Here is a 24,133-nt window from a genome sequence, read left to right as displayed (position 1 = left end):
TAATTAATGTACATTCTGAATTTTGAATTTTAATGTTGATTAACGAGCTTTACGCTCTGCTACTAAAACTTCAGCCACCATTTCTGGAACATCTACAAAATCTGAAAATCCTTCTGAAGCCGGAATCGGTGATATAAATGTATAGTTTGGGTCACACATTCCCGTATCATAGACTTCAATAAACCAACGATCTGGAAACCCTTCTACACCCAATTCTACAATGTACCAACTCTCGCCAATCAGCCGAGAGCCTAACATCACAAACCACTCTCGATGATCTTCTGAGATATTCCAGTCTGCCATGAGGAACTCTAACGCAATTTGTCCAGCGTCGGTTTCAGTCAGCAGCATATTTACTCCTTACTTGCAACTTCAGAATTTGGAACTTCAGGATATAAGCCCAGTTGCTTTGCTAATTCACGAGCTACAAAGAATAAAAACTGAGCGCCTTCTTGATTACCACCATGAGCAAAACTAGATGCTACTTGTAGCATTGTTTCCACAAAAGGAGCATCAATTAATTCTGGTTGTGCTTCTAAAACTTCTGGTTCTTGACCATTGGGACATTTAAGTAACTGGTCAATGAGATCAAAATATTGGATTTGGCGTTCTTCTGTCATGGTAATTTCGCTTCTTTAATGAGTAAAATTTGCAGAGAGGATTACTCGATACTTTGCTGCCAAAGCCTTTCCAACATTTCAACTTGTTGTTTTAAGATAGCAGCACGATAAACAAGATATCTGTCGTAAACAATAATCCCTAATCCTACAAAAATCGGGGTGATTAAGACAAACCATTGCAAAATGCTTGCAAGTCTATATTGCTCGGCAGCAATTAATAATCGGTTCACAAGATTGCGATCAGAGATTTCGTTCTTTGTCTGATATTGAGATAAAGTTTTAGCTATTTTTGGGTAAACAAGGGCAGAATTGGCTGTACTGTTTTTGTTGACTTCACAGGCTAAATTCTGCATCTTAACGAACTCAATATGTCGTCCCCAAACTATGCTAAATACTACTAACCCTGGAGAAAGCACTACTAAGGTAACTAAACAAACTGTGAGAACATTAAGAAGTTTGACTTTCATATTTGCTCTCCTGTGTTAGATAGTATGCACCCAGACAAATTTCTGTTGCTGTTTACCTAACCAGTTTTTGCTTTCCACTTTTCAAACATTTCTAATACTAAAGTTTAACCATTTATCAGCCTTCAGTTTGTTCACTGACTACTGAAAAGTTACTGATTTTTCCACAAAAGCTATAATTATCAACTGAGGACTAACATCTTCGTAACTACAAGAGTTAAGAAGTCCCCCCTAATTCGTTGGGTAAAACCCTAGGAACTTCGGGGGGTAGAGGGGAATCTCTGCGTAAATCCTACAAAATTTATAGCAGTCGTCCCTTTTGAGCCGAGTTTAATCTAGCGAAATTAAGATTATTAAATTTATTAAAGTTGTACTCAAAGCCTATAACGGCTATCTCATCAGGCTTAGATAATTTTTTTGGGGGATGGGTACGAGTATTTATGAGATGAGGTACGAGTATTTATGAGGTGGGGTACTAGGATTTCTGCACTCAGGCTTAAAGCTATATGGGGCAATACTAGAAAGCCGTTTTTATTCTAATTTTTGATGTTCAAAGTTTGTACTCAAGCAAATAGATTATGTGGTGAGTGTACAATAAATTTCACAAATAATCTATTAATCTTTGACTGTAAATGCAGCCTTATATACTAATTATAAATTATTGAAAGTTAAATGAATAACTTTTTTCTGCGGAAATTCATTTTTAGTAAAACTTATTGAGTCAACCACAGACAAATGAATTTAGCTATTAAAGTAGATTATGGTAACTAAAAAACATCGCGGGTGAAGGATAAGTGATAAAATTACTTCAAATTGATTATTTAGACAATCATTTTTGTCCGGTTAGCAAGAGTAGATAATTTACGTATTTACTTACACTGAATATAAATTAAATACATACACGTTGATTTTGATCCGTAATAGTTGGTTCTAGACGTAAAATCATAGGAGTTAATTTATGAGAATTGCTAAAGATATTACAGAACTTATTGGTAGAACGCCTTTAGTTCAACTGAATAAAATTCCTCAAGCTGAGGGAGTGGGAGCCAGGATAGTTGTCAAACTCGAAGGCATGAACCCAGCCGCTTCAGTTAAAGACCGGATTGGAATTAGTATGGTTTTGGCGGCAGAAGCAGAGGGTTTAATTGAGCCAGGAAAAACCATTTTAGTGGAACCAACTTCCGGAAATACAGGCATTGCTTTAGCGATGGTAGCAGCAGCACGTGGCTACAGTTTAATTTTGACAATGCCAGAGACAATGAGCCAAGAACGACGTTCTATGCTCAAAGCCTACGGTGCAAAGTTAGAATTAACACCAGGCGCGGAAGGAATGCGAGGGGCGATTAATAAAGCTGAAGCTATTGTGGCCAATACTCCCAACGCTTTGATGCTGCAACAGTTTCGCAACCCAGCTAACCCCAAAATTCACAGAGAAACTACCGCCGAAGAAATTTGGGCAGATACTGACGGAGAAGTAGATATCGTGATTGCTGGAGTCGGGACTGGTGGGACGATTACAGGGATTGCAGAAGTATTAAAAGAATACAAGCCGAGTTTGCAAGCGATCGCAATTGAACCCAGCAATAGCCCCATTCTCTCAGGTGGTGCAGCCGGTCCTCATAAAATTCAAGGTATTGGCGCGGGATTCGTCCCTGATGTGCTGCGTCTGGAATTGCTTGATGAAGTGATTCGAGTTAGTGACGAACAAGCGATCGCTTATGGGCGACGTTTAGCCAAAGAAGAAGGATTATTATCTGGTATATCCTCCGGCGCAGCCTTATGTGCAGCAATCCAAGTCGCGCAACGCCCAGAAAATGCCGGCAAATTAATCGTCATGATTCAACCTTCCTTTGGAGAACGTTATCTCAGCACGCCCATGTTTCAAGATTTGTCTTTGAACACTGCTGATCTGCGTTAAAAGAAATGAGCAAGAAGTATCATCACTTCTCAAAAATATCAACAAGAAGTGATGATTCATTTCTCGCCTACAATGATTTACGCTGCTGTCATGGCCATTCTTCGACAAGATTCGGCACAACGACGGCACATATCAGCGCAGGCTTTCATCTGACCATCACTACCTATATCATCGCAGTCATCTGCACAACGTTCACACAGTACAGCACAAACATCGCAGGTGCGAGTGTGTAAATCTGAAGTTCGGAGCATAAAATTAGCACTGGTGGTGCAAATTTCCGCGCAATCAAGCATCAGGCGGATATGATTTGGTTCTGAGTGACGACCACCTTGTTGTAGGCAATATGTCACAGTATTTAGGCAAATGCTATGGCAATCCAAGCAGTTTTGAATACACTCCTTGAGATCACGGTTAACTTGGTTTAAGCTCAGTTGTTCGATGGCCATGAGATAAATCCTTAACTTTTTAAGTTGACTTATGAGGTGTGATTACCTCCTGACTCACCTTAAAAGTTTGTGGATGCAATTACTTCTAACTAATGTAATAAAGACTACATCTAACTATTGAATGAGCAGGATTCTATCCGAAGTGATACACAGCATGAAAAAGGCATTGCTGAAAGAGTTACGTAGAACTGACTTTGCAACAACACCCAGTTAGATCAGGTTTTCACCAATTTTCAATGGAAATACCAGTTCGCCCTAATGCTTACAACCACCATCATGATGATGATCATGACTATGACCGTGAGCGCAACCTTGTAAATTCTGGCTCGTGAGACCTTCACTGACTGCTCGCAAAGACTCATCCACAGGCTTTAAACCAATCCAAGCATCAATTGCTTCCACATCAAAACCTACCTCACGGCGACTGTCCACTTCTAGCAAAGGACGGCGAATTAACAAAGGGTCTTCCAGCATTAGTTCTAAAGCTTTTTGGGCATCAATTTTTTCCGGAACCACCTCCCCAGATTTTATCTTGGGAGCAGAACGATTGAACCATTCAGCAACGGGGCGATCGCCAAAAAATGACCGCAAGCGCTCAATTGTCCAAGGTTCTTTCAACAGGTTGCACACGACAACTTCATGACCAGCCGCAGTGAGCAAAACTTTTTGCTTGACACCACCTTTACAACCTGGCTTTTCATAGAAAATCACTCTAGCCATTGACTTACTCCCAAATTACTAAATACTCATTTCTCTCCCTTATTCCCCTCATCAAAACTTCCTAGCTGTATGGGTAAATGAGTCAAACTCAAACCTTTCCTGCGGGTCAGTTTCTCCATAAACATTAAAAGTCACAGTTGGTTCCTCACCCACTGCTTCCACACTGTGAATTGCATCGGGAGTCAAGCTGACAATATCTCCGGGAAATAAAGTTATCTCTCCCGTAGGTGCAATTTTGTCAACAAAATCGGGGCTGTGGGTACGTCGCCATGAAGTGTTTTTTTCTTGACCTTTTAACACAGCCACAACTCCCCACGTCCCATGATTATGAATAGTTGAACGAGTTCCCGGTGCAAATGTTACCGTTTGCACAGTTAATGGAAAACCCAATTCATCGTACAGGAGTAAAACAGAGTTTCCCGTTTTAGGATCAGGTTGTGAATATTGACTTTGTACCCAGTAGGAATTTACAATCAAACGCCTCACAAGCATTCGGATTTCTGGCAGACAACTCGATTCGTCTTCCACCCCATTGAGAACATCTTCTACTTCAGTTAAAAACCGATATAGACGATAATTTTCTCTCAATAAATCCCATGCTCTCACGGATTTACAAGGCTGATATTCACCATCTCCAGTTACAAGCCAATCCTTACCTTGGATCATCATTAAATCATTAATGGAGAAGACTGAGATACGACCAATTTAGGGGGAGTAAAATTACTAGGGATGCCGGGACTAGGGGGCAAAGGATTGATGGTAATCACAGGCAGATAAGGAGTAGGCTCAGAAGTTTCCGATACCGAAATAGGTTGGTAGATAGAAAAACTATTCATGGCTGTTGATTGTTTTTAGTTAATTAATCGTCTTCATCTGGTGGACGTGTCAAAATATCCCAAAGGATTGCGGCTCCAAAATTATTATCTTCGTCAATTTGTTTGACTCGAATACTGATTTCTTTCGCCTGCTCAATTTCCCCTAAATTTGCTAATACCATTCCAGAAGCGGCATAAGCATTTAAGTACAATCTGATTCTGGGTTCCTCTAGCCGTTTAACTAATATGGGCTGGAGTTGTTCCCAATCATCTGGAAACTTTTCTACTTCTTTAATTTTATCTAAAACTTTAATTGCAGTTTGTAGCGCTAGTGGATAATTATTTTTATAATAAAAAAATCTATATGCTGATACCAAAATTTCAGTATTATCCCCAGCCTTAGCTAAAGCTTGATGAATATACTTTTCTGACTCCGAAGTATTTTCCCAAGTTTGTGCTGCCAAAATTAATAAATTTTTGACATCATCTGGAACCTGAAACCATGAGAATTGATTTGAGTCAAGCATAGTTCGTAATTCGTAGTTCGTAATTCGTAATTGAGGATTGGGGAAATAAAGGGTATTTTTATCCAGTCCTCTGTAGGGGCGGGTTTACAGATATGACTCAATATCAACGAGGATATAACTAAACCCGCCCCCGCAACCCGCCGACACTACTTTAAAACAGCGTGAGAATGTACACCAATGTGAATAGCACAATCCAGATAATGTCTACAAAGTGCCAATACATTTCTGCCATTTCGATGCCAGTATGTTTGGTAGCAGAATAATGACCGGGACGACGCGATCGCCAAACTACACCTAAAATCAATAACAGTCCCACAAATACGTGTAAACCGTGGAACGCAGTCATGAGATAAAAGCAGTTGGAGAAAACATTAGTAGTCAGGCCATAGCCTAGATTCATGTACTCATAAACCTGACCAACTAAGAAAATAGCCCCCATGAGTGCGGTGACAAGATACCAAAACCGCATTCCTACGACGTTATTCTTTTTAATCGCCACATCACCTAAATGAATGACGAAACTACTAGATACCAGAATAACGGTGTTAATCGCAGGCAAAAATAATTCTACTCCTGTTCCTTCTGGAGGCCAAACTTCTGTAATGCCTCTAAAGAACAAATAAGTGGCAAAAAAGCCCCCAAACATCAGTGATTCAGAACACAGAAACGTTAACAGTCCCCAGATGCGTAAATCTGGATGATGTTCTTCGTGATGTTCCGTCGTCGTAGCTACGGTCATATTGTTTACCCTTTAACAAATATCAATCTTTGTGCCTTGGTGTTTTGATATCATGTCCAGTTAATATGTAGGGGCGGGTTCACAGATATGCTCAATTACCAACAATAATCTGAATAAACCCGCCCCTACTAATGATTTGGCGGACATCATATCAACCACAAAGACACGAAGACACAAAGAATTAACTAGGCGCTAATTTCTGCTGTCCCAGATGTTTCTGTATCACTATGGCCGTAGTCATAAGGGCCATGAGTCACAACAGGTAATACTTCCCAGTTTTCAATTATCGGTGGTGAACTGGTTGTCCACTCTAAACTCAAAGCTTGCCAAGGATTATCACCCGCCAATTCTCCTTTCCGCCAACTTTGAATAATATTGATGGTGAAAGGAATTACTGATATCCCCAAAACAAATGCACCAACGGTACAAAGTAGATTCAGGTCAACAAATTGGGGGTCATACATAGCCACTCTGCGGGGCATTCCTTGCAAACCCAACTTGTGCATGGGTAAGAAAGTCAAGTTAGTACCAATGAAGGTAAGGACAAAGTGAACCCGTCCCCAAGTTTCATTCAGCATCCGTCCGGTCATTTTGGGGAACCAGTGATAAATACCGGCATAAATGCCAAACACTGAACCACCAAAGAGAACGTAGTGGAAATGTCCGACTACATAATAGGTATCGTGGACGTGAATATCAAAGGGGGCGGTTCCCATTGTTACGCCACTTAAGCCACCCATAACGAACATCGACAATAAGCCAATGGCGAATAGCATGGCGCTGGTGAAGCGAATTTTACCACCCCAAAGGGTAGCAACCCAGGCGAAAATCTTTACGCCAGTCGGCACAGCAACGATGAGGGTGGAGATGGTGAAGAACATCCGCATCCAACCGGGTGTCCCACTGGTAAACATATGGTGTACCCAGACGAACAAACCGACGACGCAGATAGCTACACTAGAGTAGGCGATCGCTTTATAACCAAAAATCGGTTTACGGGCGTGAACTGGAACTACTTCCGACATAATGCCGAAAATGGGCAGAATCATTAAATATACTGCGGGGTGGGAGTAGAACCAGAACAAATGTTGGTAAATAACAACGTTACCGCCTGCATCTGGTTTAAAGAAGGATGTGCCAAAGTTGAGGTCAAATAACAACAGCACCAAACCCGCAGCTAATACAGGTGTAGAAAGCAAAGCCAGGACAGAAGTTGCTAAAATCGCCCAGCAAAATAAGGGTAATTGATCCCATTTCATGCTAGGAACCTTCATCATCAGGATGGTGATCACAAAGTTCACCGAACCCAAAATTGAGGAAGTTCCGACTAAAACGATCGCTAGTATCCACAGGGTTTGAGCATTTGGTGCTGTTACCAAGCTCAATGGTGGGTAAGCTGTCCAACCAGATTGGGAACCACCGAAGATAAAACTAGCTAAAACTAGTAATCCGGCGACTGGGTTCAACCAAAAGGCGATCGCATTCAGCTTCGGGAAGGCCATATCCCTAGCACCCAGCATCAAAGGGATGAGATAATTCCCAAATCCCCCAATAGCACTGGGGACAATCCACAGGAAGATCATGATCGTCCCGTGGTTAGTCATGAAGGCGTTATACAGATTGGGGTCGAGGAAGTCTGACTCTGGCGTTGCTAATTCCACACGCAAAGCCACCGCCATCAATCCACCAATGAGATAGAACACAAATGCTGTCACCAGGTATTGAATTCCAATCACCTTGTGATCAACATTAAATGTAAAATAGTCCTGCCATTTCCACGCCTGGGGATGATTTCCCCCAGTCGGCACATTCCCTGGAAACTTTACCTGTGTCATAAGCTATTTTGCGACAATTTATCTTGATCAGGACTTACACAAGAACTTTCTAAACCTCTTATGGCTCTGTGTCCTCTGTGTCTGTGTGGTATGCGCTTCGCGCACGCTTCGCGAACGTTTCTTCCTGATTTTGTGTAAGTCCTATTTGTCCTAAGTCAGTCGTCATCACCAACGACTACTTCTGAAGCTGCGCGAGAGTTGCTGCATTCATCCCCAAATCATGAACATGGGGAGCGAGAAATTCTGAAGTTGATAACTCAGCCGGATTAACTGCAACCGCTTGGTTGAGGTCTTGCTTTGCTGCAATCTGGCTCTCTGCTAACCAGCTATCAAACTCTTCTGGTGTGTGGACAATTACTTGCGATCGCATCGAACCGTGATAACCACCGCACAATTCCGCACAAACTACAGGATATGTACCTGGTTTAGTGGCGACAAATCGCAGTTGGGTAGCGATACCGGGAAGCGCGTCTTGTTTCAACCGGAATTGTGGAACCCAAAAGGAGTGAATTACATCAATGGCTGAAAGATTCAACTGCACATCAGCACCAACGGGAACGTGTAACTCGCCAGTGGTAATTCCACTATTGGGATAGTTAAATATCCAGGCGTACTGCATTCCTTGGACATCCACAATCAAATCGGCTTGTTTACCCTGTGATTTGGGAGACGCACCAATACCAATATTCGCGGTACTTCCAGATGCGGAACTGCCATCAAGAGTTGCTGCGATTGCGGTTCCACTCACATGGGAAACATGAGCCGCAGCATGGGGATGACTCCCAGGCTCAAATCCGCCCATTTGGTTGTAAACATCTACACTGTAGATGCCCAAAGCGACTACAATCACTGTGGGGATTGCTGTCCAAAAGATTTCTAAGGGAACGTTACCTTCTACGGGTACACCATCGGTATCATCACCCCGACGGCGACGGTATTGAACCAAAAATAAGACAATAGTTCCTTCTACAATCAGAAACAGTGCGATCGCAATGGTAAACATGACATTGAAAAATCCGTCTACCAAAGGCGCTTGTTGAGATGCTTGTACTGGTAGTAGATTGTGATTTTGTCCTAACCAAATACTAATTGCTGTAATTACAACTCCAGCAACCAGAGTCCATAGTGAAACAGGAACTTTTTGCATATATGCTACCTGCTCTTTAAGCGGTCATTAAAGGTGTGATTTTCTGGGATCAGGAGATTGTGATTAGGTATTTAGATACTCTCTCTTGCACAGAAGCGATTCATCGCGTCTCTCCTCACTCCCAGTTGATCGCATCCTGCACTTTCGATGTATCACCCTAGCCAAACAAGATAATGCTTTACTTTTTATCTTGTATTTTGATGATTTTTACCATATTCGTGGCTACTGGTTTTTACATTTTCACAGGTCAGCGTTTTTTGTCTTCACTTATTAACTTTCTATCTCACTCTGACAAAATTTGGGGGAATTTTCCAGATAATTTCATATCCTTACCCCCAAGACTTAAGATTATATTTAAATTTCTGTCACGCCAGATACGGCTACTACAAAAAAAGTTAGGTACTCCCAGATGACACAGTTAGCCTTAATATTGATCAGACTAGCACCGCAGGGCGGAAGTTCAAAGTCAAAAGTTTACCCTGAGCTTAGTTGAAGGGTAAAAAAGCTTATTGTATAGGCTTTTCATTGACTTGGAATGATTGGTCTATTTACGCCATGCTGTACTAGTTTAGCCGCAAGTATTAATTTGTTAATAACTAACAATTTACGATTTACCATTCTGTTTACTGTGAACTTTTTGCTAGTTACAGTAAATATATATAATTCCCCTCTATTTACCTTGCTTTGTGCTTTCGTGCTTTATTTTCAGAGTACCCTTTATAACCAGAAAAACCTTAAGCAAATTACCACAGCCTTAATTGTCTAATACGGTATGGCTGTAGCAATTCTTGGGACATATCCGTGAACAAGCCTCACAACCAATACAGTTTTCTGGGTGAGCCACAACCATTACTTTACGCTCAATTTCATCATCCTCTTCATCCTCTACAAATTCCCCTTCTTCGTTGAGAGCTTTCAAGGTTAATACATTATGACCACATATCTTAAAGCATCTGCCACAGCCGATACATTTTTCGTAGTCAATTTCCTGGGCAAATTTAGGTGTCCAGGGATTACCGCCAAATGTCAATCCTGTTAGTTGTGCCATGAATAAATGCCTACCAATTTGTTTGTACTTTAATCATCATACTAACCTAATATTATTATCTAGTTTTACTGTCAAACAATTATTTTTTGTCTAATTAAAATTCCCTGACTTTTTGGAATTTCTTCTGTAAAATTAGCCCTATTAATTATTAAATGAAATTCATTATCAATAATTCGCAGGTTGATTTAGTAGTCAATTACTGATGAAAAATAAGTTACGTCCTGTAAAATCTCCATGAGCCTCTCTGGCTTTTATGTTCTACCAGCATTAAGCCTATGTGTTAGCCAATATAAATTAATACTGTTTACTATGTTGCAAATTAAATTGATATTAAAAATAATGACATTTTTTCTTTGATACGAATAACCAATATATTAATATGTGTATTTATAAATACCCTTTATATGTTTATTTATTACAGTGAATAATTTTAATTTTGTTAGCTATAAAATTAAAATTGCACATTTTTAATAAATTGAAGCAACTTATTTTTTAGAGTTTTAAAAATATCTTATTCCTTTTTTCATCCATATATCAAAATGTATATCTAACAACAGAAAAATTCCCTATAGTAAATATTAAAATTATTAATAAAGAAAATTACTTCTCCTAATTAAACACATATATGTTCTACAAAAACACTCGAAGTAAAGTTATAAGATTAATAAAAACACTTTATAGCCTAACTTTAATTAAAGTCTTAAGAAAAGTTTCTAGGCTCATTATGAACAAAACCCTCTAATCATTTATGAAATGTATAGTTAATAAAGAACTAATAAGAAGCTAAATTTAAACATTGAAAATATCTTGTAGTTGGATGTGTAATTAGAATATGGATGTGGGGAATTATGACAGCAAGCAGAGATGATTTTTGCTGAAAATATAATTTGGTGTCCATTGATAAATAGCGAAAAAATATCCAGGGGAGACTTAAGCCAAACATCTCAACAATTAGAGTGGGAAGAAGCCCGATAGCCGTATGCCTTATACAATTCCTAACAACAATTGCGATGGATGTGACAACTGCCGCCCCCAATGTCCTACGGGTGCAATCAAAATCGAGAACGATGAATACTGGATCGATCCTAATCTTTGTAATAACTGTGAGGGCTATTATCCTGAACCGCAATGTGTCATAGTGTGTCCCACTAATTCGCCCATACCTTGGCAAGCCAAAAAAGGCAGATGTAAAGTTGAACCGAGAGATGCACCTAGCCCGGATTTATTTGCCAATGGTCAAAATAATCCCTTTGCTTCGGCGATTGTGATTTGGGAAGCTTGTAATGTATTAGCACAACGCACATCCCTGAATTGGGAAATCAATCAAGAAGGTCACTTATCTTATGGCAGAAAAGTGAAACAAGGACGGGGTGCGATCGCCTTTCATCTCGAAGATCCATTTCCAGTCAGCGCTCACGCTAGTAAAAGTATAACTGAGTTAGCCGCAATTGCAGCCCTTGATATTAGAGCTACTTGCATTCATCTCATGTTTGCTGCTTATGCTACCTCCTCAGATCAACCTTGGGAACAGGAGTTTGCCATTGATGAACGCCAAATTGAGAAATATTTAGGCTTAGAGAAGCGCAAGGACTTAAGTAAAAATGCCAAGCTAGCTTTAATCAAAAATATTGTCCAGCAAGCTTGTTCATTGATGATTTCCATTGACTGGCCTCAGCAAGGTCGTATTCCCGGATTTTCAGTTACAGGTAGCCGTTTGTGGCATCTAATCAATATTCAACATCACTTTCAGGAAGATGATTTGGGGTGCAAATATTTAGTAGGATTAACTTTTAAAGTAAAAGCCGGAATCTGGGCGCAGTATTTCTTAAACAAACAAGCGTGTAAAGAGCGAACTGCATTTTATCAATATGGCAGTTTACCAAAAACGCTATTAACTACTGTTATGAGCATTTGGCAGCAACATGAAGGAGCAGTCAGATTAATGCTGTGGTTGCTGTTTAAAACCAAAATGGGCAAAGAACAACGCATCACTGTCCCTACATTACTACGCATTGCTTACGGTGAAGAAAAAGTTACCATTGCCTCTAGACAAAGAGAAGAACGTAAACGTTTACTACGAACTTTTGAAAGTGATTTAGAAGTTCTTAATCATCATGGAATTAAACCCAATTTTGATCCAGTAACTTACCCGTTAGAAATTCAACCTTTGTGGGCGAAGTTAATGGGTATTCCCGAAGATCCAGAGGAAGCTTTAGAATTTTGGACTAATGACGGTGGAGGTAACAACCGCCTTACAGATTCCGGCCCCCGTGGTAAGTGGAATCTATTGATGAATGCGCGAATTTTGTCTTTTGAACTACCAGCAGAATGGGAACAGCGCACCTCTCAACTACAAAAAAAGCCAAGGCGAACTGTAAAAAGTAGAAGAAAAACCAACACCATCAGCGATTTACCCGGCGAACAGATTTTACAGGCGCGAAAAAATTTGCAACTTTCCCAGAGGGAATTAGCAAAGTTAACAGGTAAAAGCCAAAGCTGGATACGCGATGTAGAAAATGGTCGTTTGAAAGTTAAAGCCGAAGACCAAGCACTTTTACGGAAAGTGCTAAATATTGATTAAGTCCCCAATTTGTAGGGTGGGTTAGGACGATAGTCCGTAACCCACCACTATCGGCTATAATTCTTGGGTAATTAATTTTTTGGTGTTCCGTAACCTGTGGTGTGTCCTACAACTTTAGGCGCATCCACCCGTAAAGTCATCTGTTCACAACCCACAGTTGCAAAAGGCTGACTTAAACCTATCCCCGCAAAAGGACTGTCAACACCCACTTCTAACTTAGAACCCACCAAACCCAAACGAGTCTCAAAGTCAAAGTCAAATTTGAGCAAATTAGTACCCATTGTACTGAAACTAGCAGCGCCTAACCCTTGTCGCCATCCTAAACTTTGCTGATCATAGTTCAGAGTACATAGCAAGACATCGCCTTGACGGACAGTAACACGTTTTTCTTCCCAGCTAAAATCAGCGAGTTCCTTGGGTAGTCCCCAAATTTCCCGACCACCAGCCACAGAATCTACATTATCTACATAAATGTGAGATACCCAAATGCCGATTTTACCTTGATAAATCACCACAGCCGAGGCAAAAATTAACTCATTGTACTCCAGCACCGAACCTGAGCCATATTTGGATAAATACACACCACCGATAGTTTTACCAGGCCATACAGAAATAATATCTAACTCTGGCGGCACAAGCAGCCTTACTCGGTCAATATTCACCAAATGCAGAGTTTGAATAGCATTACCTTTAAGAATCCAAGGGGCTGAAGGGTATGACATAAAAGAACTCAAAGTAAAAAAACAGATTTCAGTTCTTCCCCTCCTCGCTTGCCTACCGTGTACACACAAGTCTTATCAAGTTGCCTAACAGCGTTTCGATCCCCCCTAACCCCCCTTGATAAGGGGGGAACTAGAATCAAAGTCCCCCTTTTTCTACGCCGAAGGCGCATCCCCGAAGGGGTTTAGGGGGATTTAGGGGGATCAGATCACTTGTGTGTACACCGTAGCCTCGCTTGCGGGGAGAGGTTAGGGGAAAGGTTTCATTTTATCTTCTCACCCCTTAAAAAAATTCCCACCCAGGCATCAGCTTGGATGGGTAAAAATACTAAATGGGGCAAGCTTTAAAACTACTTGGTTTCAGTGAAATCTGCGTCAATTACATCATCACCACCACCAGGAGGAGTAGGTCCACCATCTTGAGGTTCAGCACCAGCCGCAGCCGCATCACCACCAGCTTGCTGATAGATATTGCTACCAACAGCGAACAATGCTTGTTGTAATTCTGGTGTCAACTTCTTGATTTGCTCGTCGTCTTCTTTGGCGACAGCTTCACGTACATCTTTCACCAAACCTTCCACCTTCGTCTTGTCAGCTTCAGGAACTTTATCACCTAATTCTTGCAGCTGCTTCTCGGCTTGGTACGCCAAGGAATCAGCTTGGTTTTTGCGTTCAATTCTTTCCCGACGTTCTTTGTCAGAAGAAGCATTTTTTTCAGCTTCTTGCACCATGCGGTCAACGTCGGATTTATCCAAAGTCGAAGCGCCAGTAATGCTAATAGATTGTTCCTTACCAGTGCCTTTGTCCTTAGCTGTGACATTCAGGATACCGTTGGCATCAATATCAAAGGTCACTTCAATTTGTGGTACACCACGTGGTGCGGGAGGAATACCATCAAGTCTGAAGGTTCCTAAGCTCTTGTTATCGTTTGAGAATTCCCGTTCACCTTGAAGGACGTGAATTTCCACATTGGTTTGTCCATCCACGGCTGTAGAGAAGACTTCCGATTTTTTGGTGGGGATTGTGGTATTCCGGGGGATAATTTTAGTCATCACACCGCCCAAGGTTTCTACACCCAAAGACAGTGGGGAAACATCTAATAGTAAGATGCCTGTGACATCACCCGCTAGTACACCTGCTTGAATAGCCGCACCAACTGCTACCACTTCATCAGGGTTAACACTTTGGTTGGGGTCTTTATCTAATACCTTCTTCACCACCTGTTGCACGGCGGGAATACGGGTAGAACCACCCACTAATACAACTTCATTAATATCGGCTCTGCTTAATTTAGCATCCCGGATTGCGTTTTCCACAGGAATGCGGCAACGGTCGATTAAATCCGAGCAGAGTTCTTCAAACTTAGCACGGGTTAGAGTTGTATCCAGGTGCTTCGGACCATCCTGGGTAGCAGTGATAAATGGTAGGTTGATTTCCGCTTGGGAAACGCTAGAAAGCTCAATTTTGGCTTTTTCTGCGGCTTCAGTCAAACGTTGTAAGGCTTGTTTATCTTGACGTAGGTCAATTCCTTCTGCTTTTCTGAATTGTTCAGCCAAGAAATCAACGATTTTTTTGTCGAAGTCGTCACCACCCAAGTGAGTATCACCAGAAGTAGCTAACACTTCAAATACACCATCGCCTACTTCTAGGATGGATACGTCGAAAGTACCACCACCAAGGTCAAATACCAGAATGGTTTCGTTGCTCTTCTTATCAAAACCATAAGCTAAAGAAGCGGCTGTAGGTTCGTTGATAATCCGCAAAACTTCAATGCCTGCTATCTTACCAGCGTCTTTTGTAGCTTGTCGTTGGGAGTCATTAAAGTATGCTGGAACAGTGATTACAGCTTGGGTTACAGTTTCACCCAGATATTTGCTGGCATCTTCAACGAGTTTGCGAAGAACTTTTGCAGAAATTTCTTCGGGAGCGAAGGGTTTACCAGCTATCGGACAATCTAACTTAACATTACCGTTGCTGCTCAGGACTTTGTAAGAAACTTCCGTAGACTCGTTACCAACTTCGTCGTAGCGTCTTCCTAGAAAGCGTTTGACTGAGTAAAACGTATTTTCAGGGTTCATTACGCCCTGGCGTTTGGCGATTTGACCAACTAAGTTATCGCCATTTTTGGCAAATGCCACTACTGATGGTGTTGTCCGAAAACCTTCGGCGTTAGCAATAACGGTGGGTTTACCGCCTTCCATAACTGCTACGCAAGAGTTTGTGGTACCTAAGTCAATTCCAACAACTTTTGCCATTTTAATTATTGTCTCCGTATAACTACAAATGAATGAATGGGATTATAGGGGGCTAAATCTGGAACCAACTGGTGTCAAAGAAAAGTCAGTTCAGCATTCACAACCTTTAATTCGGGTTTCCTGGGGTTAAAACCTCAAGTTATCCTGATATATATACTGAGAACTTCAGTTATAGCCAGTCCATGAAGGAGGGTTTCCCGAACCTTGGACGGGACGGTTAATTTTAAAGGATGTATTTAGTTCGTTCATTGAGAAATTTACTTTCACTCTGTCTAATGTATGAGAATTAATACTTTCAGCAATTAGGGTGAACCGTAATCTCAAAGTGGTGTTTGCCGTCTTTAGGTGTAACAAACCCTAGATTTACTCAGGATAAATAGCCATAAAAAGGCGCTATATCCCCAATAACACTGTTAAATGACAGTCATGCTATACAAAATTATTTGAATTAGTACATTGATACTATTTAGGTGCATAAGTGGATAATGTTCACCCATCAGAGGTAAAATCCCAAGAATGCAAATCTCCGCACTACATCAAGAGTGAAAACCGACAGTATTTTTTATCGCCTTTTTCAAGAATTGCCCAGTATCTTTTTTGAATTAATTGGGAACTCCCCCCAGGTTGCCGAGACTTACACATTCTCTTCTATAGAAATTAAGCAAACTGCATTTCGTATAGATGGCGTTTTTCTGCCGACACAAGGCGAACAAAATCCCATTTACTTTGTTGAGGTTCAGTTTCAAAATGATACGGAAATTTATTCGCGCCTGTTTTCCGAAATATATTTATATTTGCGGCAAAATCAACCTAAAAACTCATGGCGAGGAGTAATAATTTATCCCACGCGCAGCCTCGATACTTCAGATATCAATCATTACAACGAATTTTTTACTAGCCAGCGTGTTACCCGTATTTATCTTGATGAATTAGGGGAGACAGTATCATTGCCGATTGGGATTGCTACTATTAAATTAATAGTTGAGAATAAAGATACAGCAATTGTAACTACCAGGGAGTTAATAGACAGAAGCCAGCAAGAGATTAACGCTGAACCAAAACGGCAGCAGTTACTACAATTAATAGAGACAATCTTGGTTTACAAATTTCCCAAAATGAATCGAAAGGAGATTGAAGAAATGTTTGGGTTAAGCGATTTGAAGCAGACACGAGTTTATCAAGAAGCTAAAGAAGAAGGCTTACAAGAAGGGAAGCAGAAAGGCATACAGGAAGGTGGTTTGAAAGCGAAATTAGCGGCCGTGTCTCGACTATTGGCGTTGGGTTTGACGGTTGAACAAATTGCCCAGGCGTTAGATTTGAATTTAGAACAAGTTAGGCAAGCTGCACAAGGAGATTAAACGCACATAAATAGGTCTAAATGCCATCATTTTCAATTTTCACAAATTTAAATTCTATGCTTACACTATCTCCTACTTTAAAAGCTAAACTCTCTCAGCCCCTGAAAATCGGCTCCTTTGAGGTAAAAAGTCGAGTTCTTCAGTCGCCTTTGTCTGGGGTGACAGATATGGTATTTCGTCGTCTGGTGCGTCGCTATGCGCCAGATTCGATGTTATATACAGAAATGGTAAATGCTACGGGGTTGCACTATGTGAAAGAGTTACCCAAAATTATGGAGGTTGACCCTAGAGAAAGACCAATCAGCATTCAATTATTTGATTGTCGCCCGGATTTTTTGGCAGAAGCCGCAATTAAGGCTGTTGCGGAGGGTGCTGATACTATTGATATTAATATGGGCTGTCCGGTCAATAAAATTACTAAGAATGGTGGCGGTTCATCTTTATTGCGACAACCAGAAGTTGCTGAAGCGATTGTGCGAGAGGTAGTGAAAGCTGTTAATGTTCCAGTTACGGTAAAAACCCGCATTGGCTGGAATGACCAGGAAATCACGATTCTTGATTTTGCCAAGCGGATGGAAGATGCTGGGGCGCAAATGATTACAGTGCATGGACGCACCCGCGCTCAAGGGTACAATGGTAATGCCCGTTGGGAGTGGATTACCCGTGTGAAAGAAGTGCTTTCTATTCCGGTAATTGGGAATGGGGATATTTTTTCAGTGGAAGCTGCTGTGAGATGTTTGGAAGAAACTGGCGCTGATGGGGTGATGTGTTCTCGTGGGACTTTGGGTTATCCCTTTTTGGTGGGAGAAATTGACCATTTCTTGAAAACTGGCGAAATGTTACCGCCACCAAACTCAATTCAGCTTTTGGAATGTGCCAGAGATCATTTACAAGCATTATGGGAATATAAAGGCGATCGCGGTGTCCGTCAAGCCCGTAAGCACATGACTTGGTACGCGAAAGGTTTTGTCGGTGCGGCTGAGTTACGGGGAAAGCTAAGTTTAATTGAAACAGTTCAGCAAGGTTTAGATTTAATTGACCGAGGAATTGAACAGTTAAATCATAGTTATGAACCAATGGAGGAAGCAAAAGATTTTCAAGTTGCTTAATCTAAATCAGCCCCATTTATTAAGCAGAAAGCAGACTGTTGCTCCCTCTCCTTACTAAGGAGAGGGTTGGGGTGAGGTTCTTTAATTGTTTACCCCGACATATTTATTCTTCCCAGATCCAACCTTTAATTTTGAATAATTATTAGCCGTTCTAGAGTCAAAATTATTGATGCCAGCCAACATTAATTCATCGCGTTGATGCCAAACTGTAAATATTTTCTCCCTACCATCATATAATGTATCTGTATCTATTTGATATGTTTCATATTCTCTTTTTAGTTTCAACCCTAATAAGTTTAATAGGCGACCAAGTATTTTGATAGCTGAAATACTTTCTTTTCCCCTCACTAAATCAATACCCAGCACTCTTTTAATATGTTTACTATGCTGAGATGCAACATCTTTCAGCAAGATTAAATCAGGATGATGTTCTGTAAATTTTCTTTCTAGTTCTAAAAATTGCAGCATCCCTAATGCTCTCATAGATTCAACTTTGCCAGTATAAGTTTTTAAATCTGGCAGAAAAACTTTACCATCACCCCACAGTAATTGTTGATGCCATTCTTGTTGATCTCTGACATGAAAATACTCACTTTCATGTGTAAGATAATAGTGAATAAGTAATTGAAAATAGTATCCTTTATCGTCCCGTAATTTTAATTTAGGAGTAACGGGAATACCATATTTTTGTCTAAGGCTATATTTATCAATTTGGTGACGTTCCGATTCTGTAAGAGAATGTTTATTTAATAATTGGTCATATTCTAGATCATTAATATCTCTCGCTTTGGCTACAGCAGTCGCGGCTAATAATTGATGTTGGTGCTTAATTTCTCTAATTTGGCATTTAATATCTTTAGCTTTCTGACGCTTCTCTGCCCAGTCTCTTTGCACTTTAACAATTTCTACAACTAATCTTTTTCGGTTTTCTACATCATCAGAATCTGTTGCCAAAAATGCTAGGCGTAAATCTCTCACAATATTATTGTGAACAGCATTACTTCGTAACCAAATTTGATGCCCATCTGCTATTAAACCATCTTGCATTGATTGGCGATAGAGACGAATCGAAGCGTTTACCCTAGCAGATAACTTTGCCCAAGTCCGCAAATGCATCGGGTCATAAACTAATGGTAAATCTACATCTATTTTATGTAAAGGACTCAGCAAGGCTAAGTTTTCCTTTTGATTTTCTTGATACCAATCAGATAGTAAGCGATAATTTGTACTACCACTACCAATTAACCCTATTCCTCTCTTGGCACACCAGACAATACGAGGAACATCATCTCGGACTCTGGCTAATGCTTGTCGTGCTTCTGAGTCAGGAATTACCCCTTGAAAAATGCCATAAACTCGGTCGAAGTGTTGGACATCAATACTAATTCCTGTACCAAGGCTAGGAGTAACAAAAACGGTATCGTATTCAGGAATTTTTTGATTAATATCTCCAACAAAATCAACGGCTGCATGACCAGGTGTGCTGGTTGTACGACTGCTTATTACTAAAGATTTGGGAAATTGCTGTCGTAATTTTTCTAATCTTTCTTTGAGATAGCCTTCAATTGTTTCACAACTATAACGCCCAGAACGACTATCTGTAGTAACGTAACATTTACGTCCTGCTATTAAATCTAATTCTAGTTTATGAATCAACGGTGTGGGGTTAGGAGAATCATAGAAAGTCACATTCCAGCCTTTCTGCGGTTTCCATTGATTTAACAGCACCCAAGGTGTTATTTTAATTCCTGATAATTTTTGCAAATATTCTAAAGATACATCTGATAAGTCAGCATCTTGGGCAATTACTAACCCTCCAGTTGTCAAAACTGTAGAAATTAGTTGTTGAAATAATTTTAAAATTTTAACTCTTTTATGTTTACAAGTATCACTGTTGAGTAGATGCCACAAGGATTGTTCTACTTCATCTAGAATTAATATTGCCCCTTGCCAATCTTGGAGGTTGAGTTTCCAAATAGAATCAACGCATAAACCGAAAGACTTACTTTTTTTTAATGCTTCGCTGATAATAGGTAACGTTTTATCTGCTTGCATTAAATGTTGGTGATTATCAAATCCCCATTGAATACCAATCTTCTCACACAAAAACCTACCTAATTGAATTCTGTGAGTAATTAACAATACGGGTCGATTTGAAGTTTTAGCTTTATTAACAATAGTTTGTAGTGCTGTGGTTTTTCCTGTTCCTTTGGCTGATTTTACTCCCACTAATCCCGCAGTGGGGTAACTCACATCTTCTAAGTAAGGACAGTTGACTGTGAGTGCAGCCGGAATAGTTAACTGAGTATGGGGTTTGCTTTGGGCTAAATAAATCTCTAAATCAATACTTTGACGATAAACTTTATCGAAAGCACTTGCACCTTTAGCAACAATTAGCTCATCAACACCTTTTTCTATTCCGGGAAGTTCGATAACTTTAACAGGGCAGTTTTTTTCTTGGAATAAACAACCTAGTTGGGAAATGGCGTTATTGATAGCAGCAACTTTTCTCGGTTGAGTTTCAAAATCAAAACAAATATAAAAGGGGCGTTTTGTGATTGCAAATGCTGCTAAGTCGGGAATTAGTTGGCGACTTGTGACTTTACCAAATATATCTTTGACAACCCGATAACCACTGGTAATTCCCGGAATGGCGATCGCAGCGTATCCTTGTGTTAATAATGCTGCTGCTTTCTTCACACCCTCGCAGATAACCACAGGTATATTTTGTTTTATTACCCATTGCCAAAACCCCTCAGCTTCTCCATGAGCATCAACGTTGATACTGCTGGGTATGGCTAGATTATACCGTTCAGATACTTGCTGCCAAATTTTTAATGTTACCCGCAGACAAAATACCCGTGTGGGTGTGCTGGGTGGATGTTCGTACTTGATGGATTTACCATTTTTATTAATTCGGGGTTGGTTTGGTTTAAAACATCCCCATTCCATTGCTTCCCAATTATTTAAAGGATCTAGACCAGAACACCACCAACCGCCTGCAGTGACATGATTATAGCGCTGTAACCAACCATTTCGCACCATACCAGTGTTGGTACGGGGAATATGCTCAGAAATTAACAGATACTCATAAGGTGACGCATCTTGGAGAGATTTAAAATTAAGTTGCGCTAAGTGTAAATCTATACTACTACTCTTGACTAATTCCTCAAGGTGTTGGGTGTGTAAATAGTGTAGATGCATTGGGCGACCCTTGAACGGAATACGATGGATTTAAAACTTACCACGCATTCGCTGATTTTTTATTGAAGATATTACGAGGGTTTAAAGATACTTTTGCTACTACGTTACAGTAAATACATCGGTGAGTCATCAAGTGGATGATTCTGTGAGAGTAAACTGCTCAAGTAATAAGCTTGTATTGTAATATTTATGCTATATTACTTTTGATATTTCAGTAATTTTTCTAAAAATTACCTAAAACAGGATTAATTAAAGTATTTATTGTTATACAAAAATATCCCCACCTCTTCCAGAAATCGGGTTTCTCAGTCTCTTGTTATTTGCAAATAAGGTACAACTACACTATTTTTATATTTGTATTTGCTTGCGAAGCTCGTCTAGAGGTGATTCAAGTTCATCAACTTGATCAGGAGCAAATTCTAGCAACACTTTATCTAGTTCTTTTTTGAATGGTGATATAATTACTTGAACTTGAAGTTTGCCTTGCTGCCAACCTTGACTACCAATTTTGAGAACTTTACAAGTTGTTGTGTAACTATATCTAAATTCATGTGATGTCATACTGTGTTCGCCGAGAGGTATATATTGAAAATCACTAATATTATTTTGTGTTAAATATTTTCCTCGACTATCATAAATTTTCCCTTCAAGCATCTTTCTAATATGGTTGGTAGCTAACTCTTTTAATCTACTTATTTTAAAGGTATCTTGTTCAACAAGAACTACATCATCATCACAATCTAATGGTGTGAATTTATTATTCATACAATTACTAGAAATAATACAAACATTATAATTTAAACCAAATTCCAGATTACACCGAATTGAATTAGCATTAAGTCAGTAAAAATACGGAAATTAACCCTAATTAGTAATTATTCTAATTTCTTGCAAACATTTTTTATTAAATCTCCCGCAAAGGGGCAAAATTTTTATTCGTATCTTTGCATGAATTAATTAACTTTTAGGCGAAACACACACATCAGGCGCACATAAACCAAGAAACTCTAAAGTTGTCACCTCAAACGTACTCAAATCTACCTGCCGGATAGCATGGTTATTCGTATCACTAATATATAGATAGTCACCCATAGCACTTAGTCCCGACGGTTCAAAAAAGCGTGTATTTTGACCTTGACCGTCTTGTAAACCCGCAGAACCATCTCCCAATACTGTTTGACAATTGCCTGTACTGGGACTGACTAATTTAATTTTGTGGTTGTAGGTATCCGCTACCCACAGATAATTCTGGGCATATTCCACTCCTAAACAATGCTGTAAGCGGACATTCTCACCTTGTCCATCAACATCACCAAAACCAAATAATTGCTTACTACCACAAATGCTTATGACTTGTTGCGGTTCTTTCAGTCCTACGCCACGAATTGAACTGACTTCACTATCAGCAATATATAATTCTTGTCCATTGGTGGTGATTCCACTGGGTTGAGCAAATATTGACTCGGTAAGCAAACCATCTATACAAGCTTCTGCACCAGTACCAGCATAGGTTTTAACAATACTGGTTTCTAAGTTCATTTGCCAAATTTGATGCGCCCCAGCCATTGCAATAAACAGGGTTTGTCCCAATAGCACTATATCCCAAGGGGAATTTAAGGGCGTTTCTAGTCCTGCACCCCCATGAGGAGAAATATTGCGGCTTTGTTCACCAGTTCCGGCGATGGTTTCTACTATTTGACGCTGGAGGTCTACTCGTCGCAGGGTATGATTTTCTGTATCAGCAACGTAAAGAATCTGATTTTCTGGATCAAATGCCATTCCTTGGGGTGCGAAAAACTGCCCTTGGTTAAATGCACCATCTGTTAAGCCAGATTTTCCCGTTCCAATTAAGTGCAGAATTTCCCCGTTGTAGCTAGTCATCACTACACGGTGATGACCAGAGTCAGCGATGAATAAGCCGGATGGAGTGGCGAGAACTTTACCGGGAAAAGCCAATGGTGTAATTAATGGTTGACGCTGCTTTTCTAAACTTAGGCTGAGTTCCTGCAAATTAATCGTACCTTTTTCTTGGTGTTGACTAATTAACTGCTGAATTAATTCGTCTAAAGTATCACGCTTGCCTTCACCAGAGAGATAACCTACGACGTAACCTTCTGGATCAATAATCATCAAGGTAGGCCAAGCACGCACAGTATACTCTTCCCAAACCCGAAAATCTCTATCTACTAAAACTGGATGTTCGATATCGTAGCGCAGGATGGCTTGGCGAATATTTTCAATTCCTTTTTCGTTGTCAAATTTGGCTGAGTGTACGCCGATAACAGTGAGGCTATCTGGATATTTTTGTTCTAAGTATTTCAAATCTGGCAGAATATGCAGACAATTAATACAGCAATATGTCCAAAAGTCCAAAATTACGACTCTACCCCTGAGTTCTTTGAGAGACAAGGGCTGATCAGTATTCAGCCAAGTGTAATTTTGCGGTAATTCTGGCGCTCTGACACGGGGAGTCATCGAGTATCCTTTGGTTTTATTGGTAGGCGATACTAATATAGTTGTCTCATAATCCGGGCGGGCAGGATGCCCACCCACCCCCCAAAATGGTTGATTTTCAGCAGTTTTCATTGAAATGAAGTACAGATGTAGTTGATTATTTTTTGATCAACT

Annotated in this window: 21 protein-coding genes; 4 read left to right on the top strand and 17 right to left on the bottom strand. The window is 40.2% G+C overall.

The annotated features are described in order from the left end of the window. Nucleotides 1-39 precede the first annotated feature (39 nt). From ACM0OW_RS04645 to ACM0OW_RS04635, 3 genes are read right to left on the bottom strand one after another with little or no spacing between them, the layout of a single operon-like run. On the bottom strand, nucleotides 40-351 hold the full coding sequence (locus tag ACM0OW_RS04645; protein WP_414548878.1) for a hypothetical protein: 312 nt from the start codon (nucleotides 349-351) through the stop codon (nucleotides 40-42). Between the two features lie 2 nt (nucleotides 352-353). Continuing rightward, nucleotides 354-620, bottom strand: a complete 267-nt coding sequence (locus ACM0OW_RS04640; protein WP_414548877.1) for a hypothetical protein — start codon at nucleotides 618-620, stop codon at nucleotides 354-356. Nucleotides 621-661: 41 nt separating this feature from the next. Beyond that, on the bottom strand, nucleotides 662-1,087 hold the full coding sequence (locus ACM0OW_RS04635) for a hypothetical protein (RefSeq protein ID WP_414548876.1): 426 nt from the start codon (nucleotides 1,085-1,087) through the stop codon (nucleotides 662-664). A gap of 955 nt (nucleotides 1,088-2,042) precedes the next feature. On the opposite strand from ACM0OW_RS04635, the gene cysK reads away from it, so the two are divergent. After that, nucleotides 2,043-3,002 (top strand): cysteine synthase A, encoded by a 960-nt coding sequence (gene cysK / locus ACM0OW_RS04630; RefSeq protein WP_414548875.1) that lies wholly within the window; start codon nucleotides 2,043-2,045, stop codon nucleotides 3,000-3,002. Between the two features lie 77 nt (nucleotides 3,003-3,079). Here the strand turns inward: cysK and ACM0OW_RS04625 are convergent, their stop codons facing one another. From ACM0OW_RS04625 to fdxB, 9 genes are all read right to left on the bottom strand, one after another. After that, the gene (locus ACM0OW_RS04625; RefSeq protein WP_414548874.1) at nucleotides 3,080-3,448 is read right to left on the bottom strand and encodes a four-helix bundle copper-binding protein; all 369 of its coding nucleotides are present in this window, start codon (nucleotides 3,446-3,448) and stop codon (nucleotides 3,080-3,082) included. A gap of 255 nt (nucleotides 3,449-3,703) precedes the next feature. After that, nucleotides 3,704-4,168: an ArsC/Spx/MgsR family protein gene (locus tag ACM0OW_RS04620; RefSeq protein WP_414548873.1), complete on the bottom strand. Its 465-nt coding sequence runs from the start codon at nucleotides 4,166-4,168 to the stop codon at nucleotides 3,704-3,706. A 51-nt stretch (nucleotides 4,169-4,219) separates the two neighbouring features. Then, nucleotides 4,220-4,831, bottom strand: coding sequence for a cupin (locus ACM0OW_RS04615; RefSeq protein ID WP_414549178.1), 612 nt, complete (start codon nucleotides 4,829-4,831; stop codon nucleotides 4,220-4,222). A gap of 5 nt (nucleotides 4,832-4,836) precedes the next feature. Next, nucleotides 4,837-5,004: a hypothetical protein gene (locus ACM0OW_RS04610; RefSeq protein ID WP_414548872.1), complete on the bottom strand. Its 168-nt coding sequence runs from the start codon at nucleotides 5,002-5,004 to the stop codon at nucleotides 4,837-4,839. 23 nt (nucleotides 5,005-5,027) lie between these two features. Next, the gene (locus ACM0OW_RS04605) at nucleotides 5,028-5,510 is read right to left on the bottom strand and encodes a hypothetical protein (protein ID WP_414548871.1); all 483 of its coding nucleotides are present in this window, start codon (nucleotides 5,508-5,510) and stop codon (nucleotides 5,028-5,030) included. Nucleotides 5,511-5,661: 151 nt separating this feature from the next. After that, complete coding sequence (locus ACM0OW_RS04600; protein WP_414548870.1) at nucleotides 5,662-6,249, bottom strand: cytochrome c oxidase subunit 3; 588 nt, start codon at nucleotides 6,247-6,249, stop codon at nucleotides 5,662-5,664. Between the two features lie 185 nt (nucleotides 6,250-6,434). Continuing rightward, nucleotides 6,435-8,084 (bottom strand): cytochrome c oxidase subunit I, encoded by a 1,650-nt coding sequence (ctaD, locus tag ACM0OW_RS04595; protein ID WP_414548869.1) that lies wholly within the window; start codon nucleotides 8,082-8,084, stop codon nucleotides 6,435-6,437. Nucleotides 8,085-8,259: 175 nt separating this feature from the next. Next, complete coding sequence (locus tag ACM0OW_RS04590; protein ID WP_414548868.1) at nucleotides 8,260-9,231, bottom strand: cytochrome c oxidase subunit II; 972 nt, start codon at nucleotides 9,229-9,231, stop codon at nucleotides 8,260-8,262. A gap of 754 nt (nucleotides 9,232-9,985) precedes the next feature. Next, complete coding sequence (fdxB, locus tag ACM0OW_RS04585; RefSeq protein ID WP_414548867.1) at nucleotides 9,986-10,279, bottom strand: ferredoxin III, nif-specific; 294 nt, start codon at nucleotides 10,277-10,279, stop codon at nucleotides 9,986-9,988. A 979-nt stretch (nucleotides 10,280-11,258) separates the two neighbouring features. On the opposite strand from fdxB, the gene ACM0OW_RS04580 reads away from it, so the two are divergent. Then, complete coding sequence (locus ACM0OW_RS04580; RefSeq protein WP_414548866.1) at nucleotides 11,259-12,860, top strand: helix-turn-helix domain-containing protein; 1,602 nt, start codon at nucleotides 11,259-11,261, stop codon at nucleotides 12,858-12,860. 71 nt (nucleotides 12,861-12,931) lie between these two features. Here the strand turns inward: ACM0OW_RS04580 and ACM0OW_RS04575 are convergent, their stop codons facing one another. Both ACM0OW_RS04575 and dnaK read right to left on the bottom strand, forming a co-directional pair. Further along, nucleotides 12,932-13,582 (bottom strand): acetoacetate decarboxylase family protein, encoded by a 651-nt coding sequence (locus ACM0OW_RS04575; RefSeq protein WP_414548865.1) that lies wholly within the window; start codon nucleotides 13,580-13,582, stop codon nucleotides 12,932-12,934. 347 nt (nucleotides 13,583-13,929) lie between these two features. After that, complete coding sequence (gene dnaK, locus ACM0OW_RS04570; RefSeq protein WP_414548864.1) at nucleotides 13,930-15,834, bottom strand: molecular chaperone DnaK; 1,905 nt, start codon at nucleotides 15,832-15,834, stop codon at nucleotides 13,930-13,932. A gap of 542 nt (nucleotides 15,835-16,376) precedes the next feature. Between dnaK and ACM0OW_RS04565 the strand changes: the two genes are divergently transcribed. Then, the gene (locus ACM0OW_RS04565) at nucleotides 16,377-17,192 is read left to right on the top strand and encodes an Rpn family recombination-promoting nuclease/putative transposase (RefSeq protein ID WP_414548863.1); all 816 of its coding nucleotides are present in this window, start codon (nucleotides 16,377-16,379) and stop codon (nucleotides 17,190-17,192) included. Nucleotides 17,193-17,248: 56 nt separating this feature from the next. After that, nucleotides 17,249-18,301: a tRNA dihydrouridine synthase DusB gene (gene dusB / locus ACM0OW_RS04560; protein WP_414548862.1), complete on the top strand. Its 1,053-nt coding sequence runs from the start codon at nucleotides 17,249-17,251 to the stop codon at nucleotides 18,299-18,301. Between the two features lie 81 nt (nucleotides 18,302-18,382). Here the strand turns inward: dusB and ACM0OW_RS04555 are convergent, their stop codons facing one another. The 3 genes from ACM0OW_RS04555 to ACM0OW_RS04545 form a co-directional block, all read right to left on the bottom strand. After that, the gene (locus ACM0OW_RS04555) at nucleotides 18,383-21,505 is read right to left on the bottom strand and encodes a plasmid replication protein, CyRepA1 family (RefSeq protein ID WP_414548861.1); all 3,123 of its coding nucleotides are present in this window, start codon (nucleotides 21,503-21,505) and stop codon (nucleotides 18,383-18,385) included. A 348-nt stretch (nucleotides 21,506-21,853) separates the two neighbouring features. Next, entirely contained in the window at nucleotides 21,854-22,270 is a 417-nt protein-coding gene (locus ACM0OW_RS04550) for a KGK domain-containing protein (RefSeq protein ID WP_414548860.1), read from the bottom strand. A gap of 192 nt (nucleotides 22,271-22,462) precedes the next feature. After that, nucleotides 22,463-23,980 carry a thioredoxin-like domain-containing protein gene (locus ACM0OW_RS04545; RefSeq protein ID WP_414549177.1) on the bottom strand — a complete coding sequence of 506 codons (1,518 nt, stop codon included), beginning with the start codon at nucleotides 23,978-23,980 and terminating at the stop codon, nucleotides 22,463-22,465. Nucleotides 23,981-24,133 lie beyond the last annotated feature (153 nt).

The sequence above is a fragment of the Anabaena sp. CCY 0017 genome (assembly GCF_963920885.1).
Lineage (GTDB): Bacteria > Cyanobacteriota > Cyanobacteriia > Cyanobacteriales > Nostocaceae > Nodularia.
This window is presented reverse-complemented; position numbering and strand designations above follow the sequence as displayed.